The organism is Chryseobacterium soldanellicola (genome assembly GCF_900100115.1).
Taxonomy (GTDB): Bacteria; Bacteroidota; Bacteroidia; order Flavobacteriales; family Weeksellaceae; genus Chryseobacterium; species Chryseobacterium soldanellicola.
The window spans coordinates 660,413-678,161 of sequence record NZ_FNKL01000003.1; the positions used below are offsets into that span (position 1 = coordinate 660,413).

Consider the following 17,749-nt stretch of genomic DNA (forward strand, 5'->3'; position numbering starts at 1 on the left):
AAAGAAAAATCGGCTTGTGTAAAGCATTGTGGCACATTTCTTGTTTTCCAATAGTTTTAACAAATGATAAAGCATTAACTATTAAAATAATAAATTATGAAAAAATTAATTTTAACAGGAATATTTGCAGTAGCCGGATTAACAACAACTGCAAACGCCCAAATTCAACAAGGTAACTGGATGGTAGGAAGCAGCCTTTTATCAAGTAATTTTGGTTTAAATACCGGTGGTGGATATGATATCGCACTACAGCCAAAAGGTGCTTACTTTATCAAAGATAACGTGGCAGTTGGTGGTTATGTAAACTTAGGGATCAGCAAAGTGACAAACGGAAGCCCGACAGAATTTGATTACGGTGTAGGTGGTTTAGGACGTTATTATCTGTCTCCGGGAGAAAAAGGAGTTGATAATTTATTAAATCACGGAAGATGGTTTTTTGAAGGTAATGTTGGAATCGGAGGAAGATCTGTTGAAAACGGGGATTCTACAACTGGTTTAGATTTCGGTGTTGGCCCTGGTTATTCTTATTTCATTACTCCAAATATTGGTATTGAAGGATTATTAAAATACCAAGGACAAGCAGGATTCGGTAGTGAAGGCCTAAACTCAAGCCTTACATTTAATGTAGGATTCAGTATTTATATTCCTACTTCAAAGGCTAAGCAAATGGTAAACGAGGTTAAATAATCACATTTACATATATATTCATAAAATGAAATCGCCCCGGAATTTATTTCGGGGCGATTCTCGTACAAATTAAAACTAAACTATAAAAAATCAAATAAATCATGTATTCGGTTGAGGCGTATATCTTAAATAAGGTTTTATTTCAGTTACCCCTTTCGGAAATATTTTTCTGGCATCTTCCGTAGAAACTGACGGCGGAACAATGACATCCTGCCCATTTTCCCAGTTTACGGGAGTGGCAACTTTATGAGAATCTACCAATTGAAGAGAATCCAGAACTCTCAATATCTCATTGAAATTTCTTCCTGTTGAAGCGGGATAAGTGATAATTAATCTTACTTTTTTCTCGGGGTCAATAATCAAAAGAGAACGCACCGTTGCTGTTACAGAAGCATTCGGATGAATAAAATCATACAGTTCTGAAACTTTTCTATCTTTATCAGCAATGATAGGAAATTGTACATCTGTATTTTGAGTTTCATTAATATCTTTAATCCAGTTTTGATGATCTTCTACAGCATCTACACTCAGTGCAATTACTTTTGTCCCTCTTTTTTCAAACTCATCCTTCAGCTTTGAAGTATATCCCAATTCTGTAGTACAAACCGGGGTATAATCTGCCGGGTGTGAAAATAAAATTCCCCACGAATCTCCTAAATAATTATAAAAATCGATATCCCCTAAAGATGATTCAGCCTGAAAGTTGGGCGCGGTATCTCCTAGTTTAATTGACATAATATTCTGTTTTATTAGTCCACAAATTTAGTAGACTTTTTGAGACTGGCAAAATATTTGTTTAAAAATTTTATATATTTATTAAAAAAATTTCAGTTCATGCAGAAAAATGGGTTAAGTTATATTGATGTTGTATACAATGTGTTAGAAAACTGGTATTTAAAATTTGCAGAACTTACCCCGAAATTAATTGTCGGCGTTCTAATTTTCTCCTTTTTTCTTATAACAAGTAAATATTTAAGTCAATTTTCAGTTAAAATCTTTCATAAGCTCTTTCCTAAAAGCAAAAAAGAAAGCTCGCTTGTTACGTTAATCAGTATTTTCAGATTTTTAATCATGCTGATGGGAACATTCATTGCTTTAGAAATCATGGGTTTCAGTGGTTTTCTTTGGAAATTCATCGGAAGTCTGGGAGTTGCCGGGGTAATTGCCGGAGTAGCGTTGAAAGATTTGGTTTCAAGCATATTTTCAGGAATGCTGATCGGGATTGATAAAGCCTTTAAAGTGGGAGATTATATCACGATCGGAACACATTCCGGGACCGTACAGGAAATTGGTTTCCTCACTACAAAACTCATCACAGACGACGGAAAAAAGGCCTACATTCCGAACCAGGTTGTCTTTAATGCTCCGTTTTATAATATTACGGCTTCACCTCAGCGAAGAATTATTTTAAATTTTGAAATTCCTGCAGATGAAGATATCAATAAAGCCCAGTTGGGGATTTTACAGGTGATAAAAGATTTAGAAAGTGTAGATAAATTAGATGCTGCTGAAGTTATTTTTACCGATTTAAAACAGGGTGTATTTAATCTGCAGGCAAAATTCTGGATGAAAGTCGGCGCCAATATGGTGGTCGTAAAAAGTGAAGCATTAATGAAAATCAAACAGCGTTTAGATTCAGACAATATTCAATTGGTAACACCGACTAGCATTAATATTACCAATGGTGAGAGTTTAATTAACGAAAATCACGATTAAAATAAACCAGATATTAGAAATTAGACTTTAGATATCAGTTTAAATTTTTCCAAATAATAAAAAAAAAAACCGTTCCAATAATGAAACGGTTTTTTAATTTATATAAAAATTTTAGTATTACGCTAAAACTTCTTTTACTTTATTTGCAGCTTCTTCTAAAGTAATTGCAGAATGTACAGGAAGACCTGACTCATCAATTAATTTTTTAGCTTCAACAGCGTTAGTTCCTTGTAATCTTACGATCAATGGAACCGGAAGGCTGCCCATTGCTTTGTAAGCATCAACAACACCCTGAGCAACTCTGTCGCATCTTACGATACCTCCGAAAATGTTAATCAAAATAGCTTTTACGTTTGGATCTCTCAAGATGATTCCGAAAGCAGTCTGCACTCTCTGAGCATCAGCAGTTCCACCAACGTCAAGGAAGTTGGCAGGATTACCACCGGATAATTTAATGATATCCATCGTTGCCATTGCAAGACCTGCTCCGTTTACCATACAAGCAACGTTACCGTCTAGTTTCACAAAGTTAAGACCAGCTTCACCAGCTTCAACATCGATAGGATCTTCTTCTCTTGTATCTCTCAATGCTTCAAGATCTTTGTGACGGAACAATGAGTTACCATCCAAAGTTACTTTAGCATCTACAGCGATAATTTTGTTATCAGAAGTTTTTAACACAGGGTTGATCTCAAAAAGAGAAGCATCAATTCCCACATACGCATTATATAAAGACGTGATGAATTTTGTAAATTCTTTAAAAGCATTCCCTTCAAGACCTAGGTTGAAAGCAATTTTTCTAGCCTGGAATCCCTGAAGACCCAAAGCAGGATCGATCAATTCGTTGTGAATCAAATGAGGAGTTACTTCTGCAACGTGCTCAATATCCATACCCCCTTCAGTAGAATATACGATTGTATTTTTACCTTCAGCTCTGTCTAAAAGAATAGAAACATAAAATTCTTTAGTTTCAGATTCTCCCGGATAATAAACATCTTCTGCAACCAAAACAGAGTTTACTTTTTTACCTTCAGCAGAAGTTTGAGGAGTTACCAACTGCATTCCGATAATGTTCTGAGCGTTTTCTTTAAGCTTATCCATGTTTGGAGAAAACTTTACACCGCCACCTTTACCACGACCTCCTGCGTGAATTTGTGCCTTTACAACCCAAGCCTGCGCTCCGGTCTCGGCAGTCAGTTTTTCTGCAGCAGCTACAGCTTCGTCTACATTATTAGCCACAAAACCACGTTGGATTGCTACTCCGTACTTTGATAAAATCTCTTTTGATTGATACTCGTGAAGATTCATATTATTTTTATTATTTTATTTTAAAATTTAAAGGTTGACAAATTTACTAAAAAGACATGGAAGTTCAAGTTTATTGACTTAAAATTTAAGGATGTCCTCGTATTTTTTCCGCTGTCTACAAATTAAGCAAAGATTTAAAATAGAGAAAACTGCGCGGAAAGAATAAATCATATGACGCCTGTGCAGACCTGTTTGTAACTTAAATACAATTAACAAAGGTTTAAAACACTATTGTTTGTCATCAAATACAAATTACTTTTGTCTAAAACAACAGTGTTTGTAATCAAATACAAAATGTTTTTATTTCCAACAATAGTATTTGTCATTAAATACTATTTTATTTACAACAAATCATACAAAATAATATTAAATCAGCAAAAAAAACTAATGTTCTGCTAATTTTTCAGATTACGAACCGATAAAGGGAATTCTCGGAGCAAGAAAATATCCTGTGAGACTCGCAAAAAGTATCGGAACGAAATAGGTAAAGCCTGTTAAAGTCCCTAAAAATGATCATACTTATTGTAGTTCTGATTATACGAACTGTTTTGACGCTCGCTTCGCTCGCGCCATTATTCCTATATTTTATTTTTAGCAAAATAAAGGATCAGCATTCCCCAGCTTAAGATCATCAGCAATCCTCCGAGCGGAGTAATTGGGCCGAGAAATTTCAGGTTTGCACCCAAATAATCCTGCAGGCTTAGACCGTAGATACTGAAAGAAAACAGCATTGTCCCTGCAATCATCAATATTGAAATCCACTTTTGTGATGAAGTATCGAATTTTAAAATGTAGCCGATAATCAATAAAAAGAATGCAGCATACATTTGATATCTTACGCCTGTTTCGAAGCTTTCGAGCCTTTCCACAGATAAAATTTTCTTTAAGGCATGTGCCCCGAATGCCCCTAAAATCACGGATAACATTCCGTAAACGGCTCCAAAAACTAAAGTTATTGTTTTCATTTATAATTTACGATCTTAAATATTAATGATACGGCTCCGATTGCTATAAAAATCCAGGCCATTTTTTTACTTTGGGCAAAGCCCGGGTTTTTAGTCAGTTTCAGGAAAATTCCGAAAGCCAGCATAAAAGCTGCGACAATAATTCCAAACATTACTGACCTCTTAATCTGTTAAACTCATTGATAACCTCATGATGAGTTACCGTTTTATCTTTGAAATAGGTTACAAAATGTTGCTTTTCTTCTTCTGTAGCGCCCATTTGGTTTAAAATATTCAGCAGGTGCATTTTCATGTGTCCTTTTTGAATCCCTGTTGTCACCAGAGAACGCAAAGCTCCAAAATTCTGAGCCAGCCCAGAAACCGCCAAAATACTCATTAATTCCTGCGCAGAAGGCTTCCCAAGCAATGCTAAAGAGAATTTCACCAAAGGATGCAGATTTGTCAGTCCGCCTACAACCCCTACAGAAATCGGAAGATCGATCCAGAATCTGAAAATCCCGTTATCGGTTGTACAATGGGTTAAAGAACGGTATTTACCATCCCTTGCGGCGTATGCATGAGCACAGGCTTCGGTCGCACGAAAGTCGTTTCCGGTTGCGATTACTACGGCATCTACTCCGTTCATAATTCCTTTATTATGCGTTGTTGCACGAAAAGGTTCGATTTCTGCAATAGTTACCGCCTGCTTGAATTTTCTTGCAAACTCTTCGTTTGAAATTCCGCTGTCATCTTTAAGATCATCAATTTTACAGGAAACTTCGGCTCTTACAAGACAATCCGGCGTGAAATTGGAAAGGATATTCATTACAATCTGTAAAGAATTTCTTTCATCTTCTGTAAAATCTTCGCTGATGGCAACTTCCTGCTTCAATGTTTTCCCGAACTGTTCAAGGCAAGAATTAATAAAATTGGCCCCCATTGAATCTACCGTATCAAAGCTTGCTTTAAGCTGATAATAATCCGGCATTTCGGAAGTTTTATCGATCAGTTTAATATCTAAAATCCCGCCGCCTCGTTTTCTCATATTGGCGGTGATATCTTCCGTAGCTTCAAATAATTTTTTCTTTAAGTTAAAATTAAAAAAATGCTGCAGCTTATGAGATTCAACGTTAAATATAAAGTGTGTATGCCCTAATTTTTCATTATTGATAATGGTGGTTTTAAACCCACCTTTATCGATCCAGAATTTGGCAGCTTTAGAGGCCGCCGCAACCACAGAGCTTTCTTCTACAGCCATCGGAAGAGCGAATAATTTTCCGTCTATTAAGAAATTCGGTGCAATTCCATAAGGCATATAAAAATTGGAGATCGTGTTTTCAGAAAACTCTTCATGAAGCTTCTGAAGATCGCCATTTTCGTTCCAATATTGTTTTAATATAGCCTGATATTCTTCGTTTCCGTCAAGGTATTCGCTTACGAGCCAATCGATTTTCCCTTGTTTTGTGATTTTGGAAAAACCTTCTACCGGTTTATGATTCATAGGTTTATTTTTTATTATGTAATCGCCAGTTTGCGATTTCACGCATAAATTAATGACCGTAAATATAGTAATTTTGTCTCTTTCATTTGTTAGTAACTTCTATTAAAAAAGGTTGACATTTATCAATTTTGGAACTACATTTGAATAGAAAAAATTAAATTAAAACCACAAAAGTCACAAAAGTTATTATCATTGAGTTATTATAAAAGTTATCTTAAAACTGTACACTTAAGTCTTTTTGAAAATTTTAAATTTCTCTTCATGTAACTTTTCATCTTTAATTATTTAAGCTAAAAACTTTTGTAGCTTTTGTGATAAAAAATAAAATAAAAATGAATTTTGACCGCCTGAAAGAAAAGCTCGAGATCCTTGCTGACGCAGCGAAATATGATGTTTCATGCTCATCAAGCGGAGGAACGAGAAAGAACAAAAAAGGCGCTTTGGGAGACAGTTCCGCGAGCGGGATTTGTCATACCTATACCGAAGACGGGCGGTGTGTTTCGCTTCTCAAAATTCTTTTGACCAATCACTGCATTTATGACTGTGCTTATTGCGTTTCCAGAAGTTCTAATGACATTAAAAGGGCCGCTTTTACGGTTGAAGAAGTTGTTGATCTGACCATAAATTTTTACCGGAGAAATTATATTGAAGGCTTATTTTTAAGTTCGGGAATTTTCAAAAACGCAGATACAACGATGGAACGTTTGGTGCGGGTTGCGAAAAAATTACGCCTGGAAGAGAATTTTAACGGATATATTCATTTAAAATCCATTCCCGGGGCAAGTGACATTTTAATGGAAGAAGCAGCTTTATATGCAGACAGATTATCAATCAATCTTGAAATTCCTACAGAAAGCGGATTAAAATTACTGGCGCCTGAAAAAAATCGACAGGATATGCTTAATCCGATGAAATATATTCAAAATGGGATCGCTCAAAATAAAGATGATAAAAAGACCTTCAGGAAAGTTCCGAAGTTTGCGCCTGCAGGACAATCGACTCAAATGATCGTGGGCGCTACGAATGAAAATGATTTACAGATTATTAAAGTTGCCGATCATTTTTATAAGAATTTTAACCTTAAAAGAGTATATTATTCCGGCTATGTGCCTGTTTTGGAGGATAAAAGACTGCCTTCTTTGACCACTGAAGTTCCGATGCTTCGTGAAAACCGCCTGTATCAATCGGATTGGCTGATGCGTTTTTATGGTTTTAAAGCTGATGAAATCCTTGATCCGAATATGCCTTTCTTGGACCTGGAAGTTGATCCGAAATTAAGCTGGGCATTGAGAAATCTGCATCAATTCCCTGTTAATCTTCAAACTGCGGATTATCAGATGATCTTAAGAATTCCCGGAATTGGTGTAAAAACGGCAAAGAAAATTGTGAGTGCAAGACGCTTTCAGGTGTTAAATATTGATCACTTAAAAAAATTGGGTGCCGCTGTAAATCGTGCCCGCTATTTTATCGATTTTAATGCCGGAAATGCTTATTTAAAGTATTTAACGGATATTAATCTAAGAAAGCTGTTGATTGGCGGGAGCTCTTCAAAGTTTCAAAATCAATTTTCGCAGCAGTTGACACTTTTTTAATTTTAAATACAAATTGCACGAATATTTTTCACAATTTCATTAATAATTCTTACTTAAAAACCAATATACTTTTCAACTCTAAAACCTTATAACTCTCCAACTCAACATGACCACCCTACTCTACGACGGAAGTTTCGACGGACTTTTTACAGCGGTATTTGAAGTTTTTGAATATCGTTATCAGGATGTGGAAATCGTCAGCAAAGAGAGGTTTCATCAGGAAAATATCTTCGCGGAAATTCATGAGGTGATTACTCAAAATGATAAATCGGAAAGGGTTTTAAACAAATTAGAGCAAAATATTGGCAGGTCCGGCATTCATCAGCTATTAAAAGTTTTCTTGTCGGAAGATCCTGAACTGGAACAGCTCATTTTGTCTGCCATAAAGCAATCCATAAAGCATCCTGAAGAAAATATCCTGCAAAATTATGCCGATAATGACATTTTAAAGATTTCAAAAATCTGCAAATCCGTTGACAGAGAAAGACACAGAATGACTGCTTTTGTACGCTTTGAAAAAATGAAAGATGATGTTTTTTTTGCTAAAATTGATCCTGATTTCAATGTAACGCCATTAATTTTAAAACATTTTAAGGACCGTTATCAAGACCAAAAGTGGATGATTTATGACCTAAAAAGAAACTACGGAATTCTTTACGACCTGGAAAACTGTGATTTTTTTTATCCTGATGAAAAATTAGACTTACATCAGTATCAGCAGAAGTTTCATGATGAAGAAACCCAATATCAGACGCTTTGGCAGCGGTATTTTACGAAAACCAATATTGTGGAAAGGAAAAATTTAAAATTGCATATTCAGCATGTTCCGAGAAGGTATTGGAAGTATTTAACGGAGAAAAATTAGAATATTTTTTTCTTTCGACCACAGATCACACGAATTTACACAGATGTTTGAAAATATTTTTTTTAAGCAATTAAGATTCTACTTCCTGCTCAATCGATTCACCTGTTATCCAATCCTTTTAGTGAAAAATACTTCTTCTTAGATTCAAATGCTTCCGAAACCAAAAGTGCGAGATATATTTTAAACCTGCAAATTTTAGACATTTCTAATAATTTATATTCAAAACTCTTATAAAGTTACTGCCGTTATCTGAACTTGTTTTTGTAAATTTGTGTTCGAAATTTTTTACTAGATGAAAGAAAGTGCTGTAAAAAAAATTGCAGTTCTTACTTCAGGAGGCGATTCTCCGGGTATGAATGCAGCATTAAGAGCGGTAGTAAGGACCGCAAATTATTATAATATAGAATGTTACGGAGTAAGAGAAGGCTACAACGGCCTTATCAACGATGAATTCCTGAAAATGGGGCCTCGTTCCGTAAAAAATATAATCAACCAGGGCGGAACTATTCTGAAATCTGCCAGATCACAGGAATTTAGAACCAAAGAAGGACGTCAAAAAGCCTATGAAAACTGCGTAAAACATGGTGTTGACGCGTTGGTTTGTATTGGTGGGGACGGAACTTTTACGGGAGCAAAAATATTTAACGAAGAATTCGGAATCAAAGTAATCGGTGTGCCGGGAACTATTGATAATGATATTTTCGGGACTGACAATACGATCGGTTATGATACGGCTTTAAATACCGCAATGGAAGCGATCGATAAGATCCGTGATACGGCAACTTCTCACAACAGAATTTTCTTTATTGAAGTAATGGGTCGTGATGCAGGTTTTATTGCTTTAAACAGCGGATTGGCAACCGGTGCTCTGGATATTTTGATCCCTGAGAAAAAAGACAGTATTGATGAGCTTTTTGCCACCTTCAGAAATGCTGAAAAAACAGGAAAAACTTCAAGTATTGTAGTTGTTGCAGAAGGTGAGAAATTAGCCAATGTGTATGAGCTGGCAGAAAAAACAAAGCAGGCATTCCCTGATTATGACATTCGTGTGGCAATTTTGGGACATATGCAAAGAGGAGGATCACCAAGCTGTGCCGACAGGGTTTTGGCGAGCAGACTGGGTTACGGAGCCGTGGTAGGATTAATGGAAGGACAAACAAACGTAATGGCCGGAATGCGTTCCAATGATATGGTTTATACACCGATCGAAGAAGCCATTAAAAAACATAACGAAATCAACAAAGACCTTTTACTGATTTCAGAAATTTTAGCAATCTAATATTTTTATATAATTTAAAACAAACTATTATGTCAACAATCAAAGTAGGTATCAACGGGTTTGGTAGAATTGGACGTCTTGTTTTCAGAGCAATGACTGAAAGAGATAACATCGAAGTAGTAGGAATCAATGACCTTATCGATGCTACATACATGGCTTATATGCTTAAATATGATTCTGTACACGGTATTTTCCCGGGTGAGGTTTCTGTAGAAGGAAATGATCTTGTGGTGAACGGAAAAAGAATCAGAGTAACAGCAGAAAGAGACCCGAACAACCTAAAGTGGAACGAAATCGGAGCTGATTATATCGTAGAATCTACAGGTTTATTTTTAGATAAAGAAAGCGCTGCCAAACATATCAACGCCGGTGCAAAGAAAGTAATCCTTTCGGCGCCTTCTAAAGATGATACGCCGATGTTCGTAATGGGTGTAAACCACAAAGAGCTTACTGACGATATCAAAATCTTATCAAACGCATCTTGTACGACAAACTGTTTAGCACCTTTAGCTAAAGTAATTCACGATAACTTCGGAATCGTAGAAGGTTTGATGACAACGGTACACGCTACAACGGCAACTCAGAAAACTGTTGACGGTCCTTCAATGAAAGACTGGAGAGGAGGAAGAGCTGCTTTAAACAATATTATTCCTTCTTCTACAGGTGCCGCAAAAGCAGTAGGAAAAGTAATCCCTTCATTAAACGGAAAATTAACAGGAATGTCTTTCAGAGTACCGACTGTTGACGTTTCTGTAGTAGATTTAACGGTAAGATTAGAAAAAGCTACTTCTTACGATGAGATCTGTGCTGCAATCAAAGCTGCTTCTGAAGGTGAATTGAAAGGTATTTTAGGATACACTGAAGATGCTGTTGTTTCTCAGGATTTCGTAGGAGATAAGAGAACTTCAATCTTCGATAAAGACGCTGGTATCATGCTTTCTCCTAATTTTGTAAAACTTGTTTCTTGGTATGACAACGAAATGGGGTATTCAAACAAATTAGTTGATATGTTAATTCATGCTGCTTCTTTGTAATTGGTAATAAATAATTAGCAATAAGTAATATAAAAACCTTCTCGGTGAGAAGGTTTTTTTGTTTTTTGCAATATAAATTAATTATTAAAAACGTTCTTTATCAATTAAAACAAACAAACAAAAGCTGCTAAGGTTTTTGAGGAAAATAAGATCTTTCATACAAACTAAGATTTCTCAAATAATGTTTCCAAAATCTTCAGGTCTACACCAATTCCAAATCCCCACCAGTATTTTTTATTATAAATCCATTCTTTTCCCGCACTATTTGTTGCAATGTCAAAACCGACAGGAACAACCGTAAATGTTAATTTATTATACGAATAATTAAAGGCTAATCCCGTGGTAACAAAAAACTGTTTGTTATTAGCTACCTGATTTTTAGTATTTTCAGCGGTCATTTCTTCAACGGCAGGCGCAATAAGAAGACCAGCACCTATTCTGTGAGAAGAATTTCTTCCGGTAGAAAAATACCTGTTCCATTGAAAAGAAATAAAATCTACATTAATACCAATATTATCTAAGCCGGAATATGCACTCGAGGAATAATCATCCGTTTTCGGTCTTATTTTGATTGGTAAGGTAAGAAGTGAAACTTGTGGACGGTATGTTATGATCCGATTGGTATAAACATCACTCAACGCCATTTTCTTAATATACTTTCCGAAAGTCCCATCTGTTTTAAAGCCTTTAACGAATAAAGTATCATTAGACATAGTAACATCAGTTACTTTTTTGAACTGCGTATCAGTATTTTGTGCAAACATTATTTCTGTACAAAATACAAGCATTAATAAAATTTTTGTTTTCATGGCTATTAATTTTAAAACAAATGTTGGAAATTTAACAGCACGGAAAAAGTACCCGTTTGTGTGATTTTTAATTGTAAGAGAAAAATTAAAACCCCTCACGTAATGCAAGGGGCTAGTTTATCATTTTCAAACAGCTAATAAGAAAACTACAAACTTTTTTAGATTATCTAAAATTAATAAGGGTCAAATTGTTACGGATTTTATGAATTAAAAATACAATATAATATGAAAACGTACTGCAAAATAAAACAGTTTTAGAATGTGAGTCTCCAGGGTTATTAGTTAGGACAAATTTTGGAATTTTATTCCTGTAAAAAAATCCCCCTTTTGTGGTATTTTAAAGAAAACTTTACCTATTTTTAATTCGAAGCTAATTCATATGGAAAATTCAGAGAAAAAACATCCGTTAATCGAAGTCTGGAACACGTATCCGGGTGTACGAAAAGACAGTAAAAAAGCATTATCCAAACCTCCAATCAGACGGATTATCGGCGAAATGTTTGCTATCGGGCAATTCTATTATTATGTTTTGAATCTTACCAACAGCACTCTTTCTCATCATCATGAAAATATTTCAATAATTCATGGGTTACCGGATTTTCCGAAAAATTTAAAGGAAATCATCGATCTTACCCATCCTGATGATATTCCCTTTGTTATTAAAGCTGAGCAGACTATTGTTGAAAAAATATTAGAGATCGGCATCAGTCAACAGCTTTTCCTTAAATTCAGCTATTGTTTCAGAATGAAAACGGCTGCCGGGAATTATGAATTGTTCCATCACCAGGCAATTCCGACGCTGGAAGATGAAAACGGACAGCTTGTACAAGCTATAAATATACATACCAATATCAATCATATTACGCAGGAAAATCCTTACACCGTTTTAATTTCAGGGATTTCTCCAAGAAATGATTTCCAGCAGATAAAACTTAAAAATTTTTCTACTTATAACGAATTTTTAGAAAATCTTACTAAAAGAGAAACCGAAATTTTATCCTTAATTGCAAAAGGCTATTCCGGCCCTGAAATTGCCCGCATGTTGATCCTGTCCGAGCATACGGTGCGCACTCACCGGAAAAATATTTTACGGAAAACAAATTCACGAAACAGCAAAGAACTGTTGAAAAAAGCCTTTGAATCAGGTTTAATTTAATATAAGCTGATAAATCTCACCATGAATTCGGCGTAAAACTTGTACTTTTATCTTCAATGGAAAGAATAAGCGTACAACCACATTTCAAAAACGCAAAGCATTTTAAAGATTTCTGGCAAAAAGGCAACGGAAAACAGCTGATAGATTTTTCCGGTGCGGAGGTCAGTTTTAATGATTTTGAAAAATTTGCGTCTTATTTTTATCATGTAGACGAAATTGGCGATGAAGTTGTAAAAGATGTTTACTTTAAGAAAAAATTTCATGAAGCGTCAAGAGAAATAGAAAATTATATTCGGAATGGGGTTTCAGAAAATGATATTGTTCCGGAAAGTGTAAAAAAACTTTTCACCCAAACTCAGAAAATTCCTGACTGGCTGGATTACAATCTGATCAGAAGCGGCGCCGAACTTTGCATGAGAAGCAACCTCGATTCCTTGATTTCGTTAAGAGATTATTGCCTGATCGGCGGTTACGATTACGCTTATCTCAACAAACCTCTGATTGCAACAGAAGCCTTAAAAAAAGGAGCCGTAAAGCGTCTTTCCGAGACATTGGATTTCTGGGTAAACGTTACAAGATATGATGCATTGAAAATTCATGCAAAAGGATATGAATTTGCCATAAAAACAAGATTAATTCATTCATACGCAAGGCTTTCCATTAAAAAGCATTATAAAGACTGGGACACGGAAAATTGGGGTGAACCCATCAATTCCTGGGATATGATGGCGACTTATATAGGTTTTAGCCTTGTCTTTCTTCACAGTCTTCAAAAATTAGGAAACACGTTCTCTATCGAAGAAGAACAAGGGCTTTTCCATCTCTGGAAATACGTTGGATATTTGCTGGGAATTCCTGAAAACCTTCTTCCAAATGATAAAAAACAAGCCACCGAATATTTTCATTTATGGACTTCCGTGCAACCACCTTCGGATAAAGATTCTGTTTTGCTGGCTCATTCTTTATTGAATGAATCTCTGGAAAATCCTATTTTAAAATTTAATTTTCAAAGAAAAAATTTACGCTATTTGCACATTTGCTGTACTTGGTTTTTACTGGATGATGAAGTTTGTAAAAGATTACAAATTCCCGAGGTCGCAAACAGAAAATTATTTCCTAAAACTAAAATATTAATTAATAAAATTTACGACACTTTTGTAAGCCGCGAAGCCAGAATTAAAAAAGGAAATAAAAGCCAGATGAAAGTCCTGGAAGATTATTTGGGAGTAACTAAAAATTCCAATTTTCATTAATCCTTTAAAGATATTTGACAGAAACCGAAACAATTTTTTTAGCTTTTAACAGTTGAGCTCACTACGGAATGACAAACTTTATGGATATTTTTTTACAGTATTTAAAGTAATTTATTCAATCCTGCATTGAATTCGTTTTTAACAATATAACCTATCAAATTTTATATTTTTTTTAACTATAAAAACAGGCTTCAGGAACAAATAATATTAGTTTTTGACAGTAAATTTCCGTATTTTTGAGAAATTATTTTAACAACAGATGAGTAACATTGATGATAAGAAAAAAGCACTTGCATTGGTGCTTGACAAACTAGATAAAACATACGGAAAAGGAACTGTAATGACTTTGGGAGATAGTGCAATCGACACTACAATCGAAGTTATCCCTTCCGGATCTTTGGGATTAGACATTGCTCTTGGCGTAGGTGGCTATCCGAGAGGAAGAATTATCGAAATCTACGGACCTGAATCTTCAGGTAAAACAACTTTAACACTTCACGCTATTGCAGAAGCTCAAAAAGCAGGCGGAATTGCTGCATTTATTGATGCAGAGCACGCTTTTGACAGAGGTTATGCAGGAAAACTGGGAATTGATCTTGAAAACCTAATCATTTCTCAGCCGGACAACGGCGAACAGGCTTTGGAAATTGCTGATAACCTGATTCGTTCAGGAGCAATTGATATCGTAGTTATTGACTCTGTAGCAGCTTTAACTCCAAAAGCGGAGATTGAGGGTGAAATGGGAGATTCTAAAATGGGTCTTCATGCAAGATTGATGTCTCAGGCTTTGAGAAAATTGACCGCTACGATTTCAAGAACAAAATGTACGGTAATCTTTATCAACCAGTTGAGAGAGAAAATCGGTGTTATGTTCGGAAATCCTGAAACGACAACCGGTGGTAATGCCTTAAAATTCTATGCTTCTGTAAGAGTTGACATCAGAAAAGCAAGTGCGCCGATCAAAAACGGAGATGAAGCGGTCGGAAGCCGTGTAAAAGTGAAAATTGTGAAAAACAAAGTAGCCCCACCTTTCAAAATGGCAGAATTCGATATTATGTATGGTGAAGGTGTTTCTAAAACAGGAGAAATTCTTGATGCTGCAGTCGATATGGGAATTGTGAAGAAAAGCGGTTCTTGGTTCAGCTACGGTGAAACTAAATTAGGACAGGGCCGTGATGCGGTAAGAGATTTATTAAAAGACAATCCTGAGCTTTCTGAGGAATTGGAAAATAAAATTAAAGAAGAACTGAAAAACAAGGCTAACTAAGTTTTATCAATTTACAATATTAAGGCAGCTTTCGGGCTGTCTTTTTGTTTTTATTAATGACTACTAATTACACTTTTCATAAATATTTGTGTTTATTCGTGAAAATCATTTGTGAAATTTGTGTTTAATAAATGTCTTTTTTAAACCACCCCGTCAAAAATTCTCTGAATTTTCGCCACCCCTCCAAGGGATGGGAATTACGAAGCGCCTTATTAAAAATTTAATTCATAATTCATAATTCATAATTCATAATTCATAATTCATAATTCATAATTCATAATTCATAATTCATAATTCATAATTAAAAAAAAATGTCAATATGTCACTTTCTGATGCATGGTATTTTTTTTGCGAACAATAAAACAAATCAAAACTAAATTATTATGACTAAAGGAAATATTAATGTATCTGTGGAAAATATTTTTCCGCTTATTAAAAAATTTCTTTACAGTGATCACGAAATATTCCTGAGAGAACTGATCTCAAACGCAACGGATGCAACTTTAAAGCTGAAACACTTAACGAGTATCGGTGAAGCAAAAGTTGAGTACGGAAATCCGAAGCTTGAAGTGAAAATTGATAAAGAACAAAAAACACTTCGAATCATCGATCAGGGAATCGGGATGACCGCTGAAGAAGTTGAAAAATACATCAATCAGGTGGCGTTTTCCGGTGCTGAAGAGTTCCTGGAAAAATATAAAGATTCTGCGAAAGATTCAGGAATTATCGGTCATTTCGGGCTTGGATTTTATTCTGCATTTATGGTTGCTGAAAAAGTTGAAATTATAACTAAATCTTATAAAGATGAAGCTGCAGTTCGTTGGATCTGCGATGGAAGCCCGGAATTTACTTTAGAAGAAACAACTGACAAAACTGACAGAGGAACGGAAATTATTCTTCATATTGCAGAAGATTCGACAGAATTTCTGGAAGAAGGGAAAATCCGTGAATTATTGTTGAAATATAACAAATTCATGCCCGTTCCGATTAAATTTGGAACTAAAACCCACACCTTACCTTTACCGGAGGACGCTCCCGAAGGTACCGTTGCAGAAACGGAAGAAGTTGACAATATCATCAACAACCCTACTCCGGCATGGACGATTGCTCCAAGTGAATTGACGAATGAGGATTACATGAAATTTTATCATGAATTGTATCCAATGCAGTTTGAGGAGCCTTTGTTTAATATTCATTTGAATGTTGATTATCCTTTTAATCTGACAGGAATTTTATTCTTCCCGAAGTTAAGCAACAATTTAAATATTGAAAAAGATAAAATCCAACTCTATCAGAACCAGGTTTTTGTAACGGATGAAGTGAAAGGTATTGTTCCTGATTTCCTTATGCTTCTTCGTGGCGTTATTGATTCTCCGGACATTCCGCTGAACGTTTCCCGTTCTTATTTGCAGGCTGATGGTGCGGTGAAGAAAATTTCTTCTTACATTACTAAAAAAGTTGCCGATAAAATGGCTTCCTTGATCAATGAAAACCGTGAAGATTACGAACAAAAATGGAACGACATTAAAGTGGTCATCGAATACGGAATTGTAACGGAAGATAAATTCGCCGAAAAATCAGACAAATTCACGTTATATCCAACAACAGACGGAAAATATTTCCTATGGAATGAATTAGAAGAGAAAATTAAGCCGAACCAAACCGACAAAGACGGAAATCTAGTTGTTCTTTACACTTCAAACGCTGATGAACAACACAGCTATATTCAATCTGCAAAGGATAAAGGGTATGAAGTTCTTGTTTTGGATTCTCCTGTTATTGCCCACGTAATTCAAAAGCTGGAAACTTCAAAAGATAAAGTATCATTTGTAAGAGTGGATGCCGATCACGTGAATAATCTGATCAAAAAAGACGAGCCTATTATTTCTAAATTAAATGAAGCTGAAAAGGAATCTTTAAAGAAAAACGTTGAAGAAACGATCAATGATAAGAAATTTACGGTTCAGCTTGAAGATTTAGACAGCACTGATGCCCCGTTTACAATCACGCAGCCCGAATTTATGAGAAGAATGAAAGATATGCAGGCAACCGGCGGTGGCGGAATGTTTGGAATGGGCGGTTTCCCTGAAATGTATAATTTGGTTGTAAATTCTAACAGTGAATTTGCCAATCAGATTTTGAAAACAGAAAATGCAGAGGAAAAAGAAGGATTAATAAAATATGCTTTGGATCTGGCTAAACTTTCCCAGAATTTATTGAAAGGAAAAGACCTGACGGATTTTATTCAGAGAAGTTATCAGAATCTTAATAAGTAATTTAACTATTTTATATTGAATTCCGGCGGAGCTTTGCTCCGCCGGAATTTCATTTAGGTTTC

The 17,749-nt window shown here is 35.4% G+C and carries 16 protein-coding genes; 10 read left to right on the forward strand and 6 right to left on the reverse strand.

The window, feature by feature from the left end; all coding sequences use genetic code 11:
* The first annotated feature begins 96 nt into the window (after window positions 1-96).
* On the forward strand, window positions 97-687 hold the full coding sequence (locus tag BLT04_RS12535) for a hypothetical protein (RefSeq protein ID WP_089756140.1): 591 nt from the start codon (window positions 97-99) through the stop codon (window positions 685-687).
* 99 nt (window positions 688-786) lie between these two features.
* Here the strand turns inward: BLT04_RS12535 and BLT04_RS12540 are convergent, their stop codons facing one another.
* The gene (locus BLT04_RS12540; protein WP_089756141.1) at window positions 787-1,422 is read right to left on the reverse strand and encodes a peroxiredoxin; all 636 of its coding nucleotides are present in this window, start codon (window positions 1,420-1,422) and stop codon (window positions 787-789) included.
* Window positions 1,423-1,521: 99 nt separating this feature from the next.
* On the opposite strand from BLT04_RS12540, the gene BLT04_RS12545 reads away from it, so the two are divergent.
* Window positions 1,522-2,403 (forward strand): mechanosensitive ion channel family protein, encoded by an 882-nt coding sequence (locus BLT04_RS12545; RefSeq protein ID WP_089756142.1) that lies wholly within the window; start codon window positions 1,522-1,524, stop codon window positions 2,401-2,403.
* Between the two features lie 117 nt (window positions 2,404-2,520).
* Here BLT04_RS12545 and sucC read toward each other — a convergent pair whose 3' ends face one another.
* The 4 genes from sucC to BLT04_RS12560 all read right to left on the reverse strand — a co-directional run bounded on the left by sucC (window position 2,521) and on the right by BLT04_RS12560 (window position 6,156).
* Window positions 2,521-3,711 (reverse strand): ADP-forming succinate--CoA ligase subunit beta, encoded by a 1,191-nt coding sequence (gene sucC, locus BLT04_RS12550; protein WP_034683725.1) that lies wholly within the window; start codon window positions 3,709-3,711, stop codon window positions 2,521-2,523.
* A gap of 578 nt (window positions 3,712-4,289) precedes the next feature.
* The gene (locus BLT04_RS12555) at window positions 4,290-4,676 is read right to left on the reverse strand and encodes a DUF423 domain-containing protein (protein WP_089756143.1); all 387 of its coding nucleotides are present in this window, start codon (window positions 4,674-4,676) and stop codon (window positions 4,290-4,292) included.
* Complete coding sequence (locus tag BLT04_RS18920) at window positions 4,673-4,828, reverse strand: hypothetical protein (protein WP_170828475.1); 156 nt, start codon at window positions 4,826-4,828, stop codon at window positions 4,673-4,675. Before BLT04_RS18920 ends, BLT04_RS12555 begins: the two co-directional genes overlap by 4 nt.
* Window positions 4,828-6,156, reverse strand: coding sequence for a hydroxymethylglutaryl-CoA reductase, degradative (locus BLT04_RS12560; RefSeq protein WP_089756144.1), 1,329 nt, complete (start codon window positions 6,154-6,156; stop codon window positions 4,828-4,830). Before BLT04_RS12560 ends, BLT04_RS18920 begins: the two co-directional genes overlap by 1 nt.
* A gap of 332 nt (window positions 6,157-6,488) precedes the next feature.
* Between BLT04_RS12560 and BLT04_RS12565 the strand changes: the two genes are divergently transcribed.
* The 4 genes from BLT04_RS12565 to gap all read left to right on the forward strand — a co-directional run bounded on the left by BLT04_RS12565 (window position 6,489) and on the right by gap (window position 10,926).
* Window positions 6,489-7,748, forward strand: coding sequence for a putative DNA modification/repair radical SAM protein (locus tag BLT04_RS12565; RefSeq protein WP_089756145.1), 1,260 nt, complete (start codon window positions 6,489-6,491; stop codon window positions 7,746-7,748).
* A 106-nt stretch (window positions 7,749-7,854) separates the two neighbouring features.
* Window positions 7,855-8,613: a TIGR03915 family putative DNA repair protein gene (locus BLT04_RS12570; RefSeq protein WP_089756146.1), complete on the forward strand. Its 759-nt coding sequence runs from the start codon at window positions 7,855-7,857 to the stop codon at window positions 8,611-8,613.
* 292 nt (window positions 8,614-8,905) lie between these two features.
* On the forward strand, window positions 8,906-9,892 hold the full coding sequence (pfkA, locus tag BLT04_RS12575; RefSeq protein WP_089756147.1) for a 6-phosphofructokinase: 987 nt from the start codon (window positions 8,906-8,908) through the stop codon (window positions 9,890-9,892).
* Window positions 9,893-9,921: 29 nt separating this feature from the next.
* Window positions 9,922-10,926: a type I glyceraldehyde-3-phosphate dehydrogenase gene (gene gap / locus BLT04_RS12580; protein ID WP_047399464.1), complete on the forward strand. Its 1,005-nt coding sequence runs from the start codon at window positions 9,922-9,924 to the stop codon at window positions 10,924-10,926.
* 164 nt (window positions 10,927-11,090) lie between these two features.
* Here gap and BLT04_RS12585 read toward each other — a convergent pair whose 3' ends face one another.
* Window positions 11,091-11,735, reverse strand: a complete 645-nt coding sequence (locus BLT04_RS12585; protein WP_139166245.1) for a hypothetical protein — start codon at window positions 11,733-11,735, stop codon at window positions 11,091-11,093.
* A 379-nt stretch (window positions 11,736-12,114) separates the two neighbouring features.
* On the opposite strand from BLT04_RS12585, the gene BLT04_RS12590 reads away from it, so the two are divergent.
* The 4 genes from BLT04_RS12590 to htpG all read left to right on the forward strand — a co-directional run bounded on the left by BLT04_RS12590 (window position 12,115) and on the right by htpG (window position 17,687).
* On the forward strand, window positions 12,115-12,891 hold the full coding sequence (locus BLT04_RS12590) for a LuxR C-terminal-related transcriptional regulator (RefSeq protein WP_089756149.1): 777 nt from the start codon (window positions 12,115-12,117) through the stop codon (window positions 12,889-12,891).
* Between the two features lie 56 nt (window positions 12,892-12,947).
* Complete coding sequence (locus BLT04_RS12595; RefSeq protein WP_228421944.1) at window positions 12,948-14,144, forward strand: oxygenase MpaB family protein; 1,197 nt, start codon at window positions 12,948-12,950, stop codon at window positions 14,142-14,144.
* A gap of 259 nt (window positions 14,145-14,403) precedes the next feature.
* Complete coding sequence (recA, locus tag BLT04_RS12600; RefSeq protein ID WP_089756150.1) at window positions 14,404-15,411, forward strand: recombinase RecA; 1,008 nt, start codon at window positions 14,404-14,406, stop codon at window positions 15,409-15,411.
* A 383-nt stretch (window positions 15,412-15,794) separates the two neighbouring features.
* Entirely contained in the window at window positions 15,795-17,687 is a 1,893-nt protein-coding gene (gene htpG / locus BLT04_RS12605) for a molecular chaperone HtpG (protein ID WP_089756151.1), read from the forward strand.
* Window positions 17,688-17,749: the final 62 nt, after the last annotated feature.